Origin of the sequence: Nocardiopsis tropica (assembly GCF_042660575.1) — a bacterium.
GTDB lineage: Bacteria > Actinomycetota > Actinomycetes > Streptosporangiales > Streptosporangiaceae > Nocardiopsis > Nocardiopsis tropica.
On record NZ_JBHSUF010000010.1, the window covers coordinates 19,218 to 36,690 of the forward strand.

Consider the following 17,473-nt stretch of genomic DNA (forward strand, 5'->3'; position numbering starts at 1 on the left):
TGCGCGGGTGTTCACGGACGAGGAGGGCGGGCCGGACGACTACGCGGAGGACGTCCTCGCGCTGGTCGAGCGGATCCCGCCGGGACGGGTGATGGCCTACGGCGACATCGCCGAGCACGTCGGGCGGGGAGGCCCCCGCCAGGTCGGCTCGGTCATGTCCGCGTGGGGCGGCGGGGTGCCCTGGTGGCGGGTGGTGCGCTCGGACGGGCGCCCGGCGTCCGGCCACGAGGTACGTGCGCTTTCCCACTATGCGGCGGAGAGCACGCCCATGCGCCCGGGAAGCGACCGGGTGGACATGCGCAAAGCCCGCTGGGACGGGGCTTCCGGGGCCTGAGGAGCTGGTTGGAAGCCCGGGAGGCGTCCGAGAAGGTCGCCGTCTTCTGGTGAACTGGTGGTGTGAACACATCCCCGTACCGACTCGTGCGGCGCGCCAACCAGGTGCAGCCGCCGCCGGTGCTGGACGAGAACCAGCAGCGCGTGGTCGACCACGCGGGCGGCCCCCTCCTGGTCCTGGCCGGGCCGGGAACGGGCAAGACCACCACGATCGTCGAGGCCGTCGTCGACCGCATCGACAACCGCGGCGTCGACCCCTCGCGCATCCTCGTGCTCACCTTCAGCCGCAAGGCCGCCCAGGAGCTCAGGGAGCGCATCACCGCGCGGCTGCGCCGCACCACCCGCGAACCGCTGGCCCTGACCTTCCACAGCTACGCCTACGCGCTGATCCGGCGCGAGTTCCAGCGCGTGGGCGACCTGCCGCCGCGCCTGCTGTCCGGCCCCGAGCAGCTGATGGAGGTCCGCGAGCTGCTGGCGGGGGAGGCGGGGGACGGGGCGGCGGAGTGGCCGGAGCGCCTGCGCCCCGCGCTGGAGACGCGGGGGTTCGCCGAGGAGCTGCGCGACTTCCTCATGCGCGCGCAGGAGCGGGGCCTGGGCCCCGCCGAGCTGGAACGCCTCGGACGTGAGCGCGGACGCGACGACTGGGTGGCCGCCGCGGGCTTCCTCGACCGCTACACGGGCCGGTTCGACATCGCGCCCGTGCCCACCCTCAACTACGCCGAACTGGTCAGGGTCGCCGCGAACATGCTCTCCGACCCCGCGATCCAGGAACGCGAGCGCTCCGCCCGCGAGGTGGTGTTCGTGGACGAGTACCAGGACACCGACCCCGCCCAGGAGGCGCTCCTGCGAGCCCTGGCGGGGGACGGCCGCGACCTCGTCGCGGTCGGCGACCCGGACCAGTCCGTCTACGCCTTCCGGGGCGCCGAGGTCCACAACATCCTCGACTTCCCGCGCCGCTTCAGGACCGCCGGGCGGGCCGAGGCGCCCGTGGTGGCCCTGCGCACCTCCCGCCGCGGCGGGGCCGCACTGCTGGCCGCCTCCCGCGCCCTGACCCGGCGCCTGCCGGCGGTCGCGTCCGCGCGCGGCCACGTCAACGAGCACCGGAACCTGGTCCCGGCGCCCGGCGTGCCCGACGGCGAGGTCCGCGTGATGGCCGCCGAGAGCCCGACCCAGGAGGCGGCCGTCATCGCCGACACCCTCCGCCGCGCCCACCTGGTGGACGGCGTCCCCTGGTCGGACATGGCCGTGCTCGTGCGCTCCTCCACCCGCCAGCTGCCCGTCCTGCGGCGCGCGCTGACCGCCGCGTCGGTCCCCGTCGCGGTCGGCGCCGACGACCTCCCCGTGGCCGCGGAACCGCTCGTGCGCCCCCTCCTCGCCCTCATCCGCTACGGCCTGTCCCCGGACCTGCTCGACGACGACTCCGCCCGCGAGCTCCTCACCGGCCCCTTCGGCGAGGCCGACACCGTGCGGCTGCGCAGGCTCGTCCGGGCACTGCGCCGCCTGGACCTGGACCGCGCGCACGAGGGCGACGGGTCCTACCGGCCCGCCGCGCGCCTGCTCGTGGACGTCCTGCGCGACCCCGCCGACCTCGCCCTGGTCGACCCCGACATCGCCGCGCCGGCCGAGCGCGTGGCACGGGCCCTGAGGACCGTGCGCGAGCTGACCGCCAAGGGGTCCGACGCCGAACAGGTCCTCTGGGAGCTGTGGCGTGACAGCGGGCTCGCCGAACGGCTGCTCCGCGCGAGCCTGGCCGGAGGCCGCCGCGGCGCGGCGGCCGACCGGGACCTCGACGCCGTGGTGGCCCTGTTCGAGAGCGCCGCCCGCTACTGCGACAGGCTGCCCCCCGGCAGCCCCGCCGGCTTCCTGGAGGACCTCGCCGCGCAGGAGATCCCCGGGGACAGCCTGGCCGAACGCGCCCCCGAGGGCGAGGCCGTGCGCATCCTCACCGCCCACCGCTCCAAGGGGCTGGAGTGGGGCCTGGTCGTGGTCGCCGGCGTCCAGGAGGGCGCCTGGCCCGACCTGCGCCTGCGCGGGTCCCTGCTCGGCGTGGAGGAGCTGGTCGACGCCGAGGTGCACGCCGCCGACTCCTCGGGCGCCGCCATGGCCTCCAAGCTCATGGACGAGGAGCGCCGCCTGTTCTACGTGGCCCTCACCCGAGCCCGCCGGACCCTCGTCGTGACCGCCGTGGACGGGGAGGGGGCCGACGAGCGCCCCTCCCGCTTCCTCAACGAGATGGGCCTGGGCGAACCCGAGCCCGTCGGCACGGGCCGCCGCTGGCTGTCCCTGCCCGCGCTCGTCGCCGACCTGCGCTCCGTGGTCACCGACCCCTCCGCGCCCGACCCCCTCCGGACGGCCGCCGCCGACCACCTGGCCCGCCTCGCCGAGGAGGGGGTGCGCGGGGCCGACCCGTCGGAGTGGTACGCGCTCACCCCCTTCAGCGACGACCGGCCCCTGGCCGGGGAGGACGACACGATCCGCGTCTCTCCGTCGCAGGTGGAGAGCTTCACCGACTGCCAGCTGCGCTGGCTCCTCGAACGCGCCGCCGGGGCCTCCTCCGGCGACTCCGCGTCCGCGCTGGGCACCGTCGTGCACGCCGTCGCCGTCCTGGTCGCCCAGGGCAGCGGCGCCGACGAGATCAGCGGGCGGATGGACGAGATCTGGGCCGACCTGGACTTCGGCGGCCCCTGGCAGGCGGCCCAGCAGCGCGAGCGCGCCGACGAGATGGTCCGCAAGCTCATCTCCTGGGACGCGTCCAACGACCGCGAGCTGGTGGTCACCGAGGAGGGGTTCAAGGTCGAGGTCGGCGGCATCGAGATCACCGGCCGCGTGGACCGCCTCGAACGCGACGGCCGGGGCCGTGCCGTGGTCGTGGACATCAAGACCGGCCGGACCAAGGCCGAGGACCTGGCACGCCACCCCCAGCTCGGCGTCTACCAGATGGCCGTGCTCAAGGGCGCGTTCGCCGAGCTCGGCCTGGCCGAGCCCGGCGGGGCCTCGCTCGTCCAGGTGGGCGGGGCCGCGCTGACCAACAAGGCGCGTGAACAGCCGCAGCCGCCGCTCGGGGAGGACCCCGACCCCCGTTGGGCCCAGGACCTGGTGTTCGACGTCGCCGGCGGCATGGGCGGCTCGCGGTTCACCGCCATTCGCAACAAGGGCTGCAACGCGTGCGCCGTGCGCGCCTGCTGCCCGGTGCAGGACGAGGGCCGACATGTCTGAACCCCATCCCCTTTCCCCCGCGACCCCGCCCGACCCCCCGCCCCCTCCCCGCCTCGGCCCCGCCGAACTCTCCCGCCTCCTCGGACAGCCCGAGCCCACCGCGGAGCAGTCGCAGGTCATCTCCGCGCCGCTGGAGCCGGGCGTGGTGATCGCCGGCGCCGGGTCGGGCAAGAGCGAGACCATGGCCTCGCGCGTGGTGTGGCTGGTCGCCAACGGCCACGTGCGGCCCGAGCAGATCCTCGGCCTGACCTTCACCCGCAAGGCCACCGCGGAGCTGGCGGAGCGGGTGCGCAGGAGGCTGGAGCAGCTGCGCGCCACCGAGCAGTTCCCCGAGGAGCTGCTCGACGGCGAGCCCACCGTGTCCACCTACAACGCGTACGCCGGGCGCATCGTCTCCGACCACGCCCTGCGCGAGGCCGTCGAACCCACGTCCAGGCTGCTCAGCGAGGGCCAGTCCTGGCAGATCGCCGCCAGGGTCGTCGGAGAGTACGACGGGCCCATGGACCTGGTGACCGTGGGGGCGGACACCGTCACCCAGCGGGTCCTGCACCTGTCCGGCGAGATCGCCGACCACCTCACCACCACCGACCGGGTGCGCGGCATCGGCCGGTGGATCCAGGCGGGCGTGGACGGCATGACCCGCAAGGCCACCAAGGAGACCCGGGACCTGGTCGCCGCCCAGCGCCGGCGCGAACAGCTCCTGCCGCTGGTGGACCGCTACAACCACGCCAAGCACGCGCGCGAGGCCATGGACTTCGGCGACCAGATGGCGCTGGCCGCCCGCATCGCGGAGCACCACCCCGAGGTCGGGCTCATCGAGCGCGGAAGGTACCGGGTGGTCCTCCTCGACGAGTACCAGGACACCAGCCACGCCCAGCTGGTCCTGCTGCGCTCCCTCTTCGGCGACGGACACCCGGTGACGGCGGTCGGCGACCCCTGCCAGTCCATCTACGGCTGGCGCGGCGCCATCGCCGCCAACCTCACCCGGTTCCCCACCGACTTCCCGGCGGCCCCCGGCCGACCGGCGTCCGTGCGCCGCCTGTCCACCAGCTTCCGCAACGGCGAGCGCGTCCTGCGGGTGGCCGAGCGCGTCTCCGAGGAGCTGCGCGCCGAGGCCCGCGACGTCCCCGTCCTGCACCCCGGTCCCGCCCGGCGCGGCCGGGGAACCGCCCTGACGGCGCTGTTCCCCACCGAGACCGAGGAGGCCGCCTGGATCGCCGACCAGGTGCACCGCCTGGTCCACGCCGATCCCGACCAGCCCGGCGGAGCCCGGACCGCCCCCGACTTCCTGCCCTGGCCCGAGGGCGAGTCGGGCGTGGCCGAGGACGGCGGCATCGGCCCCGGCGACGTCGCGGTGCTGTGCCGCAAGCGGTCCCAGTTCCCGCCGCTGCGCGAGGCGCTGGAGGCGCGCGGCATCCCGGTGGAGGTCGTCGGACTGGGCGGGCTCATGATGGTGCCCGAGGTCCGCGACATCATCGCCACCCTGCGCGTGGTCCACGACGCCTCCGCCGGGAACGAGCTCGCCCGTCTGCTCACCGGCCCGCGCTGGCGCCTGGGCCCCCGGGACCTGGCCGCGCTGGGCGCCCGCGCCACCGAGCTGGCCCGGCACACCCGGCGCGACGTGACCTCGCCCGACCCGGGCGAGGACGGGCCGGGGGCGGACGACGACCTCCTGCGCCGCACCGTCCTGGACCTGACCGCCGGGAGCGGCAGCCTCGTGGACGCCGTGGACGACCCCGGCGCCGCCGAGAACTACTCCGACACGGCCTACGAGCGCCTGGGACGCCTGGCCGAGGAGCTGCGGGGCCTGCGCAAGCTCGTCGGCCAGCCGGTCCCCGACCTGGTCACCGAGGTCGAGCGGATGCTCGGCCTGGACATCGAGGTGGGCTCCCGCACCGGCCGCGACCCGCTGTCGGCGCGCGCCGACCTGGACGCGTTCGTGGACCACGCCGTCCGCTTCGTCGGCAACAGCGAGGACCCCACCCTGGGCAGCTTCCTCGGCTACCTCAACGCCGCCGAGGAGAACGAGAGCGGGCTCGCGCCCGGGGAGCGGGTCGGCGGTTCCGACAGCGTCAAGCTCATGACCATGCACGGCGCCAAGGGCCTGCAGTGGCCGGTCGTGGTCGTGCCGGGGATCAGCGCCGGCAAGGGGTCCCCGCTGTTCCCGGCCAAGGCCCGCGACCCCCTCGCCTGGGCGCGCGCCGACCACCTGCTGCCCTACCCGCTGCGCGGCGACCGCGACAGCCTGCCCCGGCTCGCCGGGGTCGACAAGGAGGCCATCGCCGACTTCCGCCGGGCCGAGCACGACCGCCACCTCATGGAGGAGCGCCGCCTGGCCTACGTCGCCGTCACCCGCGCCTCGTTCGCCCTGGTGTGCACCGGCCACTGGTGGGGCCGCACCGGCTCCACCCCGCGCGGGCCGTCGGTGTTCCTGGAGGAGGTCCGGGAGGCGTGCGAGAACGGCGCCGGGACCGTCGTCGGGTGGGCCCCGCCGCCGGGGGAGGACGAGACCAACCCCCACGACGACGAGGAGAGCTCCGCCGTGTGGCCGCCGGAGGAGGGCGACCCCCCGGGCGGGGACGGGCCCGCCGCCGGGGCCGCCGCCGGGGCCGCCGACCGCCGCGCGGAGATCCGGGAGGGGGCGGCCCTGGTCGAACGCGCCCGCGCGCGCCTGCTCGCCGGGGAGGCCGGTCCCGGGGGGCAGGAGCCGCCCGCGGGTCTGCGCCGCCGCCTCCACGGGTGGGAGCGCGACACCGAGCTGCTGCTGGCGCACCGCCGCGCCGAGGGCGCGGGGCCGGGCGGCGGTCCCGTGCAGGTGGAACTGCCCGACCACCTGTCGGTGTCGTCCATGGTGTGGCTGGCCAGGGACCCCTCGGCGCTGGCGCGGCAGATCCGCCGCCCGCTGCCGCGCCCGCCCGCACCGCACACCAGGCGCGGGACGGCCTTCCACGCGTGGCTGGAGCAGAGGTTCGGGCAGCGTGCGACCCTGCTGGACGAGCTGCCGGGCGCGGCGGACGAGACCGCGGGGGAGGACGAGGACCTGGCCGAGCTCCAGCGCCGCTTCGAGGAGAGCGAGTGGGGGTCCCGTGTCCCCGTCGAGGTGGAGGTGCCGTTCGAGACGGTGATCGGCGACCGGCTCATCCGCGGGCGCATGGACGCGGTGTTCCACGACCCAGGCTCGGGCCGCTACGACGTGGTGGACTGGAAGACGGGGCGCCCGCCCGGCAACGACGCGGAGCGCCGCGCCGTGGGCGTGCAGCTGGCCGCCTACCGGCTGGCCTGGGCCGACCTGGCGGGGGTGGGCCCGGAGGAGGTGCGGGCCGCGTTCCACTACGTGCTCGCGGGGAGGACGGTGCGCCCCGCCGACCTGCTCGACGCCGACGGCCTGGCGGCGCTGATCTCCGCCGTCCCCGAACCGGGCTGACACCGGGGCGGCCGGCCCCCGCGGATCCGGGCGCGCAGCGCCGGTTCGGCGGGCCGGCGGCCCCTGGGCGCGGGGAGGACCGAACCGTTCGGTGCCGCGCACCGTGAACGGCGGCCGGCCCCCGCGTGCGGGGGAGGACCGGGCGGCGGCGCCCCGCGCCCGGTCCGGGGTCGCGGCGGTCCTCAGACCACGCCGAAGACGAACCCGCCCGGCGAGCGCGTGTCGTCGCCGAAGAGGTACTCGCGGGACGACAGGACGAACTCCTCGCGGTTGATGAACCCGTCACCGTTGGGGTCGAGGACGGCGAACCGGTCCGCGGCGTCCGCCGCCTCCGCCCCGAGGACCTTCGCGTAGTGGAGGAACTCGGCCGCGCTGACGCGGTCGTCGCCGTCGGTGTCGAGGAGGTCGAAGACGGCCTCGGCCACGCCCTCCGTCATGTTGAACCGGCTCCGGTCCTCGGCGGCGGCGTGCATGGCCCGGACGAACCGCTCCCGGTCCAGGCGCGCGGCGTCGGCGCCCGAGTGGCGCAGCAGCTCCAACCAGAGCATCTGGTAGGACGCGTGGACGGCCTGGGCCTTGCGCTCCTGCCGGTCCAGGCCGTAGCCCTCGATGTAGCGTTCGACCAGGCGCTCGTAGTCCGCCCAGGTCACGGAGCTGTCGTGGTCGGAGTCGAGGGCGTCGAAGAGGTGGCTGAACCTCACGGCGGTCGCCTCGGCGGGGGTGGTGCTCACGTGCGTCCTCTCGTCGTGGGGCGGGCGCTTCCCGCCCCGTGCTCCTCTGAGTCTCCCGCGCCCGGAAAGGTTCCGCCGCCGGTCCGCGCCCCTCCGCCGCCGGGGGCGCCGGTGCGCCGCGCGCCCGGGGCCCGGCGCGCCCGCCCCCTGCCTCCCGGACCCCGGGGCCCGGTGCGGGTACGTCCGTGAACGTCCCCCGGCGTTGCCGGGGCGTTCACCGGCGTGCGGGACAATGTCCCGCGTGTCGAGCCCAGGAATCCCCCAGGACAGCAGTGCACCGGTGCGCGCGGGCGTGCCCGAGCACGGGCGGGTCCCCAAGTACTACGCGGTGCGGATACTGCTGACGGAGCTGGTGTCCGAGCTGGCCGAGGGGCAGGCGCTGCCCACCGAGCGGGAGCTGGCCGAGCGCTTCGGCGCGGCCCGGGAGACTGTCCGGCAGGCCCTGCGCGACCTGCTGCTGGAGGGCAGGCTGCGCCGTCTCGGGCGCGGCACCGTGGCCGCGGGCCCCAAGCTGGAGCAGCCGCTGTCCCTGGCCAGCTACACCGAGGGCGTGCGCCGCCAGGGCCGGAGGCCGGGGCGGTCCCTGATCGACCTGCGCAGCTGGCCGTGCCCGCCGCGGCTCGCGGAGGAGCTCCGCCTGGCGGTCGGCGAACCGGTCTGGCACATGGAGCGGGTGCTGCTGGCCGACGACGAGCGGGTGGGCCTGGAGTCCACCTACATCGCGGTGTCCCGCGCCCCCCGCCTGGACGTCGAGTTCGACCCGGACTCGACGTTCTACGGCTACCTGCGGGAGAGGCTGGGCATCGCGTTCGCCGACGCGGACGAGCGGTTGGAGACGGTACTGGCGGCACCGCGTGAGGCGCTCCTGGTGGGAACCCCCCCGGCGCTGCCGATGCTGCTCATCCACCGGGTGTCGCGTGACGGGGAGGGGCGGCCCTTCGAGCGTGTGCGCTCGCTGTACCGGGGCGACCGCTTCAGCTTCACCACCCGCCTGTCCGGGGACGGCCGGGACTCCTGAGCCGTGTTCCGCGGGGCGGCCGGGCCCGCGGCGCCGGCCTCGCCGGGACTGCGCGCCCCGGCCCGCCCGTCCGGCGTCGACAGGGTCCTTTTTTATCACGGTAAGATAACGGGTCTAGTCCATAGTTCGACCGCGGTTCACCGGGAGGTCCCCACCGCGCTCGGTGCGCTCCATCCGCGCCCCCGAACCTCGAACCATGAGAGTGATCATCGTCGGTGCCGGAGTACTCGGCACCATGCACGCCTGGCAGGCCGTCTCCCGGGGGCACGAGGTCGTCCACCTCGAACGCGAGGAGGCCGCCCGGGGAGCCTCCGTCCGCAACTTCGGCCTGGTCTGGGTCGGCGGACGCGCTCCCGGCGCCGAACTGGAGTCCGCGCGCCGCGCACGCGTCCTGTGGGAGGAGATCGCCGAACGGGTTCCCGGCCTGGGGTTCCGCCCCTCCGGCTCCCTCACGGTCGCCACCACGGAGCAGGAGCTGGCCGTCGCCGAGGCCGCGGCCGGGGCCCCCGACGCGGAGGAGCGCGGCTACCGGCTCCTCGACGCCGCCCGGGTCCGGGAGGTCAACCCCGCCCTGCGCGGCGACGCCCTCGGGGCACTCTGGTGCCGCAGCGACGCCCAGGTGGAGCCCCGCACCGCCCAGGCCGCCCTCCAGGGGGAACTGGCCCGCAGCGGCCGCTACACGCTCGTCACCGGGTGCGAGGTCCGCGACCTCGCGGGCCCCGGCGCCGTCCGCGACGACCGCGGCCGGATCCACCGCGGCGACGCCGTGGTCCTGTGCACCGGCGCCTGGCTCGGCGGACTCGTCCGCGAACTCGCCCCCGACCTGCCGGTCCGCCGCGTCCGCCTCCAGATGGCCCAGACCGCGCCCCTGGGCGAGACCCTCACCACCTCCGTCGCCGACGGCGACAGCTTCCGCTACTACCCGGCCTACCGGGGGCCCGCACTGGACGCGCTCAACGCCGGCCAGCCCCAGGCGGCCGTCGCCGACCGCCACCGCATGCAGCTCCTGATGGTCCAGCGCGCCGACGGCTCCCTGACCGTGGGCGACACCCACGAGTACGACGCCCCGTTCTCCTTCGACACGGAGGAGGACCCCTACGAACACCTCGCGGAGGTCGCCGGCCGCCTCCTCGGCCGCCCGCTGCCCCCGTTCCGCCGCCGCTGGGCGGGCGTCTACGCCCAGTGCGCCGACCCCTCCCGGGTCGTGCACCGCGCCTCCGTCGGGCCCGACGCCTGGCTGGTCACCGGGCCCGGCGGGCGCGGCATGACCTGCTCGCCCGCCATCGCCGAGACGACCGCCGACGAACTGGACTGGTGACCGTGAACCGTACAGCCGCAACCCGCACGCCCGTGGAACTCGTCGTCCTCGACATGGCGGGGACCACCGTCGCCGACGACGGGCTCGTGGAGCGGGCCTTCGCCGCCGCGCTGCCCGAGCACACCGCCGAGGCCGCCGAGCACGTGCGCGCCACCATGGGCGAATCCAAGATCTCGGTCTTCCGCCACCTCACGGGCGGTGACGAGGAGCGCGCCCAGGAGGCCAACCGGGCCTTCGAGGGCGCCTACGCCCGGCTCGTCGACCAGGGCCTCTGCGCGCCCCTGCCCGGGGCAGAGGACACCCTGCGCCGCCTCCGCGCCGAAGGCCGCACCACCGCACTGACCACGGGCTTCGCCCGTGACACCCAGGACAGGATCCTCCGGGCCCTGGGATGGGAGGACATCGCCGACCTCACCCTCTGCCCCGCCGACGCGGGCGGGCGGGGACGGCCCCACCCCGACATGGTGCTCACCGCCGCCCTGCGCGCGGGCGTCGGCTCGGTGGCCGCCGTCGCCGTCGTCGGCGACACCGCCTCCGACATCCGCAGCGGGCTGCGGGCCGGGGCCTCGGTCGTCGCCGGCGTCCGCACGGGAGCCCACGACGCGGACACGCTCCTCGACGCCGGGGCCACCCACGTCCTGGACGGCGTCGCCGACCTGCCCGCGCTCCTCGCGGACCGGGAGGGCTGAGCCGTGGGCATCCGCTTCGACCACGTCAGCGTCGCCTACGGGGACACCGTGGTCCTCGACGACCTGGACCTGACCGTCGACCCCGGCGGGTTCACCGCCCTGCTCGGCCCCTCCGGCTCGGGCAAGACCACGGCCCTGCGGGCCGTGGCCGGGTTCGTCCGGCCCGCCTCCGGGCGCGTCCTGATCGGGGGGCGCGACGTCACCGACCTGCCGCCGTACGCCCGCGGGGTCGGCATGGTGGTGCAGAGCTACGCGCTCTTCCCGCACATGCGCGTCGACCAGAACGTCGCCTTCGGCCTGCGCGCCCAGGGCGTGCCCCGCCGGGAGGTCGCCGGGCGCGTCGAGGAGGCCCTCGGCATGACCGGGATGGCCGACTACGCACGCCGCCACCCCCGCGAGCTGTCCGGCGGGCAGCAGCAGCGGGTGGCCATCTCCCGGGCCCTGGCCATCCGCCCCCGGGTGCTGCTCCTGGACGAGCCCCTGTCCGCCCTGGACGCGCAGCTGCGCTCGGACATGCTCGCCGAACTCGCCCGGCTGCACCGCGAACTGCCCGACGTCACGGTCCTCTACGTCACCCACGACCAGAGCGAGGCGCTGACCCTCGCCGACCGGGTCGCCGTGCTGGACCGCGCACGCCTGCGCGAGCACGGAACGCCCCGCGAACTGTACGGGCGTCCCCGGGCCGCCTTCACCGCCCGGTTCGTCGGCGGGGCCAACCTGCTGCCCGCCCGCCTGACCGGGGGCCGCGTGCACTGCCTCGGCGCCGTCCTCGACGCCGATCCCGCCGACCTGCCCCCGGGCGCCTCGGACGGCGACGACCTCCGGGTGTGCCTGCGTCCGCACCGGGTCGCCCTGGGAGAGGCCGAGCACACCCTGGAGGGGGTGGTCTCCGACGTCCAGTGGCGCGGCTCCACCCACAGGGTCACCGCGCTCGTGGGCGGCCACCCGGTCACGGCGGAGCTGAGGGAGACCCCCGCCCCGCCCGAGCCCGGGAGCACGGTCACCCTCGGCTTCACCCGGCGGGACGCGGTCCTGCTCACCCCGGAGGAGGCGTCGTGACCGCGCACCCGGCCCCGACGGCGGACGCGCCGCCCGCGGCACACGCCCCGGAGCCCCCGGCGGACCCCGTACCGGGGCGCGCCCCGCGACGGCTCCCCGTGTGGGTGTGGGCGGTGCCCCCGGTGGCACTGCTCGCGGCGGTCTTCCTCTACCCGCTCGCCCTGGTCGCGGCGGAGTCCGTCGCCGCTCCCGGCGGCGGGCTCACCCTCGCCCACCACGCCGACGTCCTGGGCTCCGAGTCGTTCCGGTCGGCGCTGGGCACCACAGTGTTCGTGGCGGTCACCTCCACGGCGGGCTGCCTGGTGCTCGGGTTCCTGCTCGCCCTCGTCGTGGCGTTCGTGCCCTTCCCCGGCAGCGGCGCCACCGCCCGGTTCATCGACACCTACCTCTCCTTCCCGTCCTTCCTCATCACCCTGGCGCTCCTGTTCGTCTACGGCACCGTGGGCATGGCCAACGGGATGTGGACCGACCTGACCGGCGCGGAGAGCGGACCCTTCCGGTTCCTCGCCACGCCCTGGGGCGTGATCCTCGCCGAGATCACCTACTTCACGCCCTTCGTCATGCGGCCCCTGCTCGCCGCGTTCGGCCAGCTGGACACCGCGCAGCTGGAGGTCGCCTCGTCCCTGGGCGCCAGGCCCCTGCGGGTGGTGCGCGAGGTGATCCTGCCCGAGGCCCGGCCCGCCCTGGTCGCCGGCGGGGCGCTCGTCCTGGTGCTGTGCCTCAACGAGTTCGCGATCGTCCTGTTCACGGGGGCGAAGGACGTCGTCACCCTGCCCATGCTCGTGTACCAGGCGGCGATCCTCCGGTCCGACTACACGACGGCGTGCGTCGTCGCCACGGTCAACGCGGCCCTGTCGGTCTCCCTCTACCTCGTCTACCGGGCGGCCACCGCCCGCCTGAGCTCCGACGGAGGCCGCCGTGCTCGTGCATGACCGCTTCGCCCGCTGGACGGTGTGGGGGCTCTTCGCCGCCCTGGTGCTGCCGCTGTTCCTGCTGCCGCTGGGCGTGATCGCCGCCGCGGCCTTCTCCACCAGCTGGAGCGGCGTCCTGCCCTCCGGCCCCACCCTCGACAACTTCGCGGGCGTCACCCGCGGCGGGACCCTGGAGGCGCTGCGGGTCAGCGCCGTCACCGCCGCCGTGGCCAGCCTCCTGGCCCTCACCGCCGGGACCTGGGCGGCCCTGGTCGCGACCTCCCTGCGACGGCGGGGCCGCGCCGTCCTGGACGCGCTCTTCATGCTGCCCGTGGCGGTCCCGACGGTCGTGGTGGGCCTGGCGCTCCTGGTGGCGTTCAGCCGTCCGCCGATCCTGCTCAACGGCACCCAGGCCATCGTGGTCATCGCGCACACGGTGCTGGTCACCGCCTTCGCCTACCAGTCGGTCTCCGCGGCGCTCGACCGCCTCGACCCGGTGTACTCCCAGGTCGCGGCCTCCCTCGGCGCCAAGCCCGCACGGGTCCTGCTCCAGGTCCGACTGCCGCTGCTGCTGCCCGCGCTCGGCGCCGCCGCGGGCCTGTGCTTCGCCCTGTCCATGGGCGAGCTGAGCGCGACCATGATGCTCTACCCGCCGGACTGGATGCCGCTGCCCGTGCGGATCTTCGCCGCCACCGACCGGGGGGCCCTCTTCTCCGGCGCGGCCTCCGCCCTCGTCCTGATGGCCACCACCCTGGTCGTCCTCCTCCTGCTGTCCCGGGTCCGCACCCGGGCGTCGTTCCGCTGACCCGGCGCGGCGCCGACCCCGCCGCCCCGGCCCGTCATCCCCTTCCGTCCCTCCAGCTCCGACCGAACCGAGAGGCACCGCCATGACCACACGCATCCGGACGGCCGCCGCCACCGCGTCCGCCCTCGCCCTCGCCGCCGCACTGGCCGCCTGCGCCCCCACCGAGGCCGCGGCCGACACCGTCACGGTCTACTCCGCCGACGGCCTGCGCGACGAGGAGGGCACGGGGTGGCTCGACCAGCTCTTCGCCGAGTTCGAGGAGGAGACCGGCCTCACCGTCCAGTACGTCGAGGGCGGCTCGGGGGAGATGGTCCAGCGCGCCGACCGCGAGAGCACCAACACCCAGGCCGACGTCATGATCACCCTGCCGCCCTTCATCCAGCAGGCCGACGGCCTCGGCCTCCTCCAGCCGTACGAGCCCGAGGGCGCCGAGAACGTCGACGTGAAGGACCCCGACGGCAAGTGGACCGCCGTCGTCAACAACTACTTCGCGTTCGTGTACAACACGAAGGAGCTGTCCGAGCCGCCGACCACCTGGGAGGACCTCCTCGCGCCCGGGTTCGAGGGCCGCCTCCAGTACTCCACGCCCGGCGTCGCGGGGGACGGCACCGCGGTCGTGATCCAGGCGATGCACGACTTCGGGGGGCTGGAGCCCGCCATGGACTACCTCGGCGAGCTCCAGGCCAACAACGTCGGCCCCTCCTCCTCGACCGGGGCGCTCGGCCCGAAGGTCGACAAGGGGGAGCTCCTCGTCGCCAACGGCGACGTCCAGATGAACTACGCGCAGTCCCGCACCATGCCCAACCTCGGGATCTGGTTCCCGTCGCGGGAGGGCGGCGACCCCACCACCTTCGCCCTGCCCTACACCGCGGGGCTCATGGAGGGCGCCCCCAACGCCGACAACGGCCGCGCCCTCATGGACTTCCTGCTGACCGAGGACGCCCAGCAGAGGGTGGCCCCCGTCGCGGGCGGCTTCCCGGCCCGCACCGACGTCGCCTCCGAGGGCGAGGACGCCGAGGCGCTGGAGGAGCTGATGGAGGGAGTGGAGGTCTTCGAGCCCGACTGGGACGACATCGACGCCCACCTCCCCGAGTACCTCGACGCCTGGCGCGAGGCCACGGGCAGCTGAACCGGGGCGCGGGGGCCGCAGGGCCGTCCGGCCCCGCGCGCCGGTTGCGCCTGTCCGCCCGCCGGGGGCGGGCGCGACCGGGGCCGGCCCCCGCCCGGGCGCACCGTGCCGCCGAGGGCGGGCGTGACCGGTTCGTCCAGGTTCTAGGCTCGTTCACGACAAGGACGTCTAGGAAAGGACGGGCAGATGGACGCGCGCGCCCACATCGAGGCCCACAGGGACGAGTTCCTCGCCTCGCTCGGGGAGTGGCTGGCGATCCCCTCGATCTCGGCGGACCCGGCGCACCACGACGACGTGCGGCGGTCCGCGCGGTGGCTCGCCGACCACCTCGCCGCGACCGGCTTCCCCACCGTCGAGGTGTGGGAGACCCCCGGCCTGCCCGCCGTGTTCGCGGAGTGGCCCGCGGCCGACCCCGGCGCCCCCACCGTGCTCGTCTACGGGCACCACGACGTCCAGCCCGTCGATCCGGTGGAGGAGTGGGACACCGACCCGTTCACCCCGACCCGGCGCGGCACCTCCCTGTTCGCGCGCGGAGCCTCCGACGACAAGGGCCAGGTGCTCTTCCACGCCCTCGGCGTGAGCGCCGCCCTGGCGGCCAGCGGGGCCGACGCGCCGCCGGTCACCGTCAAGCTGCTGGTGGAGGGAGAGGAGGAGTCCGGCTCGGTCCACTTCGCCGACCTGATGAAAGCCAACCGCGACCGCCTCTCCTGCGACGTCGCCGTCATCTCCGACACCACCATGTGGGCCGCCGACACCCCGTCCATGTGCGTGGGCATGCGCGGCGTCACCGACGTCGGGATCAACCTGTACGGCCCGGCCCGCGACCTGCACAGCGGCTCCTTCGGAGGGGCGGTCCCCAACCCCCTCAAGGCCATGAGCGACCTGCTGTCCGGCCTCCACGACGACGACGGCCGCGTCGCGGTCCCCGGGTTCTACGACGGGGTCGTCGAGGCGGACCCGGAGGAGCGGGCCCTCATCGCCAGGCTGCCCTTCGACGAGGGGGAGTGGCTGGAGACCGCCGCGTCCACCGCCACCTGGGGGGAGAAGGGCTACAGCACCCTGGAGCGGATCTGGCTGCGGCCGACCGCCGAGATCAACGGCATGTGGGGAGGGCACACCGGCGCGGGCGGCAAGACCATCGTGCCGCGCTCGGCGCACGCCAAGGTCAGCTTCCGGCTCGTGCCGGGCCAGGAGCCGCTGCACGTCCAGGACCGCGTGCGCGCGTACGTGGAGGCCAACACCCCCGCCGGGCTGCGGGCCGAACTGGAGTTCGGCGGCCCCGGCGTCCGCGCCTGCGCCTCGGACCTGTCCTCCGCCGCGCTCAAGGCGGCGCGCTCGGCCATGGAGCGGGCCTTCGGCACACAGGTGCTGTTCACCCGCGAGGGCGGCAGCGGCCCCGAGGCCGACATCGCCGACATCCTCGACGCGCCCCTGGTGTTCGTCGCCGTCGGCCTGGACGAGGACCGCATCCACGCCCCGAACGAGAAGGTGGAGATCCCCCTCCTCCTCAAGGGCGCGGAGAGCATCGCCCACCTGTGGGAGGAACTGGGCTCCGCGAACCGGGCCTGAGCTCACCTCCGCGCCCCGGAACACACGCGGCCGCCGCGTGTGTTCCGGGAACGGGCATGCACGGAGCCCCCCGGGGTGTTACCCCTGTATACGGGGGTCGTGCGGACGGCCCTCCCCGACCCCTGGAAGGACCCATGGACGCCGACGCGATCCCCTCACTGTCCCGCTCCACCGTCGACGCCGCCGGACACAGGCGCGTGGACGAGGAGTGGCTGGCCAAGGCGTGGGCGGACCCGGACTCCCAGGTCCTGGTGCTGGAGGGCGGAGACCCGGGCAGCCACGGCTGGCAGGCGCTCATGGCCAGGCAGTCCCGCGCGCTGGTCACCACCGGGGACACCCGCGAACTCGTGCTCACCGGCACCCGCGACGCGCCCGAGGGCGAGCGCTACCTGCTCGGCGCCGAGGGCGACCGCGCCTACTTCGCCGTGTGCTCCCCGCGGGAGCTGCTCGCCACCCCCGTCGCGGAGCCGGCGTCCCTGCGCGAGGTCGGCGCGGTCCTCGACGACCGCGACACGGGCCTCCTGACCCGCGCCGTCGCCCTCGCCAACTGGAACGCCACCCACCGCTTCTGCCCCCGCTGCGGGGCACGCACCACCCCGGCCGCGTCCGGCCACGTGCGCGTGTGCGAGGAGGAGGGCACCGAGCAGTACCCCCGGATGGACCCCGCGGTGATCATGCTCGTGCACCGGGACCGGGACGGCGACGAGGAGGTGCTGCTCGGCAACAACCCCCACTGGGACGCCCGGCGCTTCTCCGTGCTGGCCGGGTTCGTGGACGCGGGGGAGTCGCTGGAGCAGGCCGTCGTCCGGGAGGTGGCCGAGGAGGCGGGCGTGGTGGTCGAACGGCCGCGCTACCTCTCCTCGCAGCCGTGGCCCTTCCCCCGGAGCCTGATGATGGGCTACACCGCGCGGGCCGTCGGGGAGACCGAGCGCACCGACGACGAGATCGCCGTCACCCGCTGGTTCACCCGCTCCGAGCTGGCCGAGGCGGTGCGCACCGGGGAGGTCCTGCTGCCCGGCAGGGTGTCGATCGCCCGCACCCTCATCGAGCACTGGTACGGGGCGGAGCTGCCCGGGGGCTGGTGACCGGCGCACCCGGCCGTGCGCAGGCGGGCGGAGGAGCCTTGCCGGAGCACAGCTCCACGGCCTCGGCGGGGCGGCCGTCCACAGGCGGGCGGAGGGGCCTGCGCCTCCCGCGGGCGGCGCCTACCCTGGAGGGGAGGCTGGGACCCCGGGGCCGGGCCGGCCGGTCACGCGACGCGGCCGTCGGGG

13 protein-coding genes are annotated in these 17,473 nt (G+C 75.5%); 12 read left to right on the plus strand and 1 reads right to left on the minus strand.

The window, feature by feature from the left end; translation table 11 throughout:
* Positions 1–7 precede the first annotated feature (7 nt).
* From ACFQBR_RS17295 to ACFQBR_RS17305, 3 genes are all read left to right on the plus strand, one after another.
* Complete coding sequence (locus tag ACFQBR_RS17295) at positions 8–334, plus strand: MGMT family protein (RefSeq protein ID WP_267948245.1); 327 nt, start codon at positions 8–10, stop codon at positions 332–334.
* An 86-nt stretch (positions 335–420) separates the two neighbouring features.
* Positions 421–3,549 carry an ATP-dependent helicase gene (locus tag ACFQBR_RS17300; protein ID WP_344180177.1) on the plus strand — a complete coding sequence of 1,043 codons (3,129 nt, stop codon included), beginning with the start codon at positions 421–423 and terminating at the stop codon, positions 3,547–3,549.
* Positions 3,542–6,973: an ATP-dependent helicase gene (locus ACFQBR_RS17305; protein WP_344180140.1), complete on the plus strand. Its 3,432-nt coding sequence runs from the start codon at positions 3,542–3,544 to the stop codon at positions 6,971–6,973. The genes ACFQBR_RS17300 and ACFQBR_RS17305 overlap by 8 nt, the downstream gene beginning before the upstream one ends.
* Before the next feature lie 182 nt (positions 6,974–7,155).
* Here ACFQBR_RS17305 and ACFQBR_RS17310 read toward each other — a convergent pair whose 3' ends face one another.
* The gene (locus ACFQBR_RS17310) at positions 7,156–7,704 is read right to left on the minus strand and encodes an EF-hand domain-containing protein (protein WP_267948247.1); all 549 of its coding nucleotides are present in this window, start codon (positions 7,702–7,704) and stop codon (positions 7,156–7,158) included.
* Between the two features lie 232 nt (positions 7,705–7,936).
* On the opposite strand from ACFQBR_RS17310, the gene ACFQBR_RS17315 reads away from it, so the two are divergent.
* From ACFQBR_RS17315 to nudC, 9 genes are all read left to right on the plus strand, one after another.
* Entirely contained in the window at positions 7,937–8,722 is a 786-nt protein-coding gene (locus tag ACFQBR_RS17315) for a GntR family transcriptional regulator (RefSeq protein ID WP_267948248.1), read from the plus strand.
* Positions 8,723–8,924: 202 nt separating this feature from the next.
* Entirely contained in the window at positions 8,925–10,040 is a 1,116-nt protein-coding gene (locus ACFQBR_RS17320) for a TIGR03364 family FAD-dependent oxidoreductase (RefSeq protein ID WP_267950258.1), read from the plus strand.
* Between the two features lie 2 nt (positions 10,041–10,042).
* Entirely contained in the window at positions 10,043–10,729 is a 687-nt protein-coding gene (locus ACFQBR_RS17325; protein WP_267948249.1) for a phosphonatase-like hydrolase, read from the plus strand.
* A 3-nt stretch (positions 10,730–10,732) separates the two neighbouring features.
* The gene (locus ACFQBR_RS17330) at positions 10,733–11,788 is read left to right on the plus strand and encodes an ABC transporter ATP-binding protein (RefSeq protein WP_267948250.1); all 1,056 of its coding nucleotides are present in this window, start codon (positions 10,733–10,735) and stop codon (positions 11,786–11,788) included.
* The gene (locus tag ACFQBR_RS17335) at positions 11,785–12,720 is read left to right on the plus strand and encodes a 2-aminoethylphosphonate ABC transporter permease subunit (protein WP_267948251.1); all 936 of its coding nucleotides are present in this window, start codon (positions 11,785–11,787) and stop codon (positions 12,718–12,720) included. Before ACFQBR_RS17330 ends, ACFQBR_RS17335 begins: the two co-directional genes overlap by 4 nt.
* Positions 12,707–13,504, plus strand: coding sequence for an ABC transporter permease (locus ACFQBR_RS17340; RefSeq protein WP_344180137.1), 798 nt, complete (start codon positions 12,707–12,709; stop codon positions 13,502–13,504). Before ACFQBR_RS17335 ends, ACFQBR_RS17340 begins: the two co-directional genes overlap by 14 nt.
* Before the next feature lie 82 nt (positions 13,505–13,586).
* The gene (locus ACFQBR_RS17345; protein WP_344180135.1) at positions 13,587–14,633 is read left to right on the plus strand and encodes a 2-aminoethylphosphonate ABC transporter substrate-binding protein; all 1,047 of its coding nucleotides are present in this window, start codon (positions 13,587–13,589) and stop codon (positions 14,631–14,633) included.
* A 186-nt stretch (positions 14,634–14,819) separates the two neighbouring features.
* Complete coding sequence (locus ACFQBR_RS17350; RefSeq protein ID WP_344180134.1) at positions 14,820–16,202, plus strand: dipeptidase; 1,383 nt, start codon at positions 14,820–14,822, stop codon at positions 16,200–16,202.
* A 134-nt stretch (positions 16,203–16,336) separates the two neighbouring features.
* The gene (nudC, locus tag ACFQBR_RS17355; RefSeq protein WP_267948255.1) at positions 16,337–17,287 is read left to right on the plus strand and encodes an NAD(+) diphosphatase; all 951 of its coding nucleotides are present in this window, start codon (positions 16,337–16,339) and stop codon (positions 17,285–17,287) included.
* Positions 17,288–17,473: the final 186 nt, after the last annotated feature.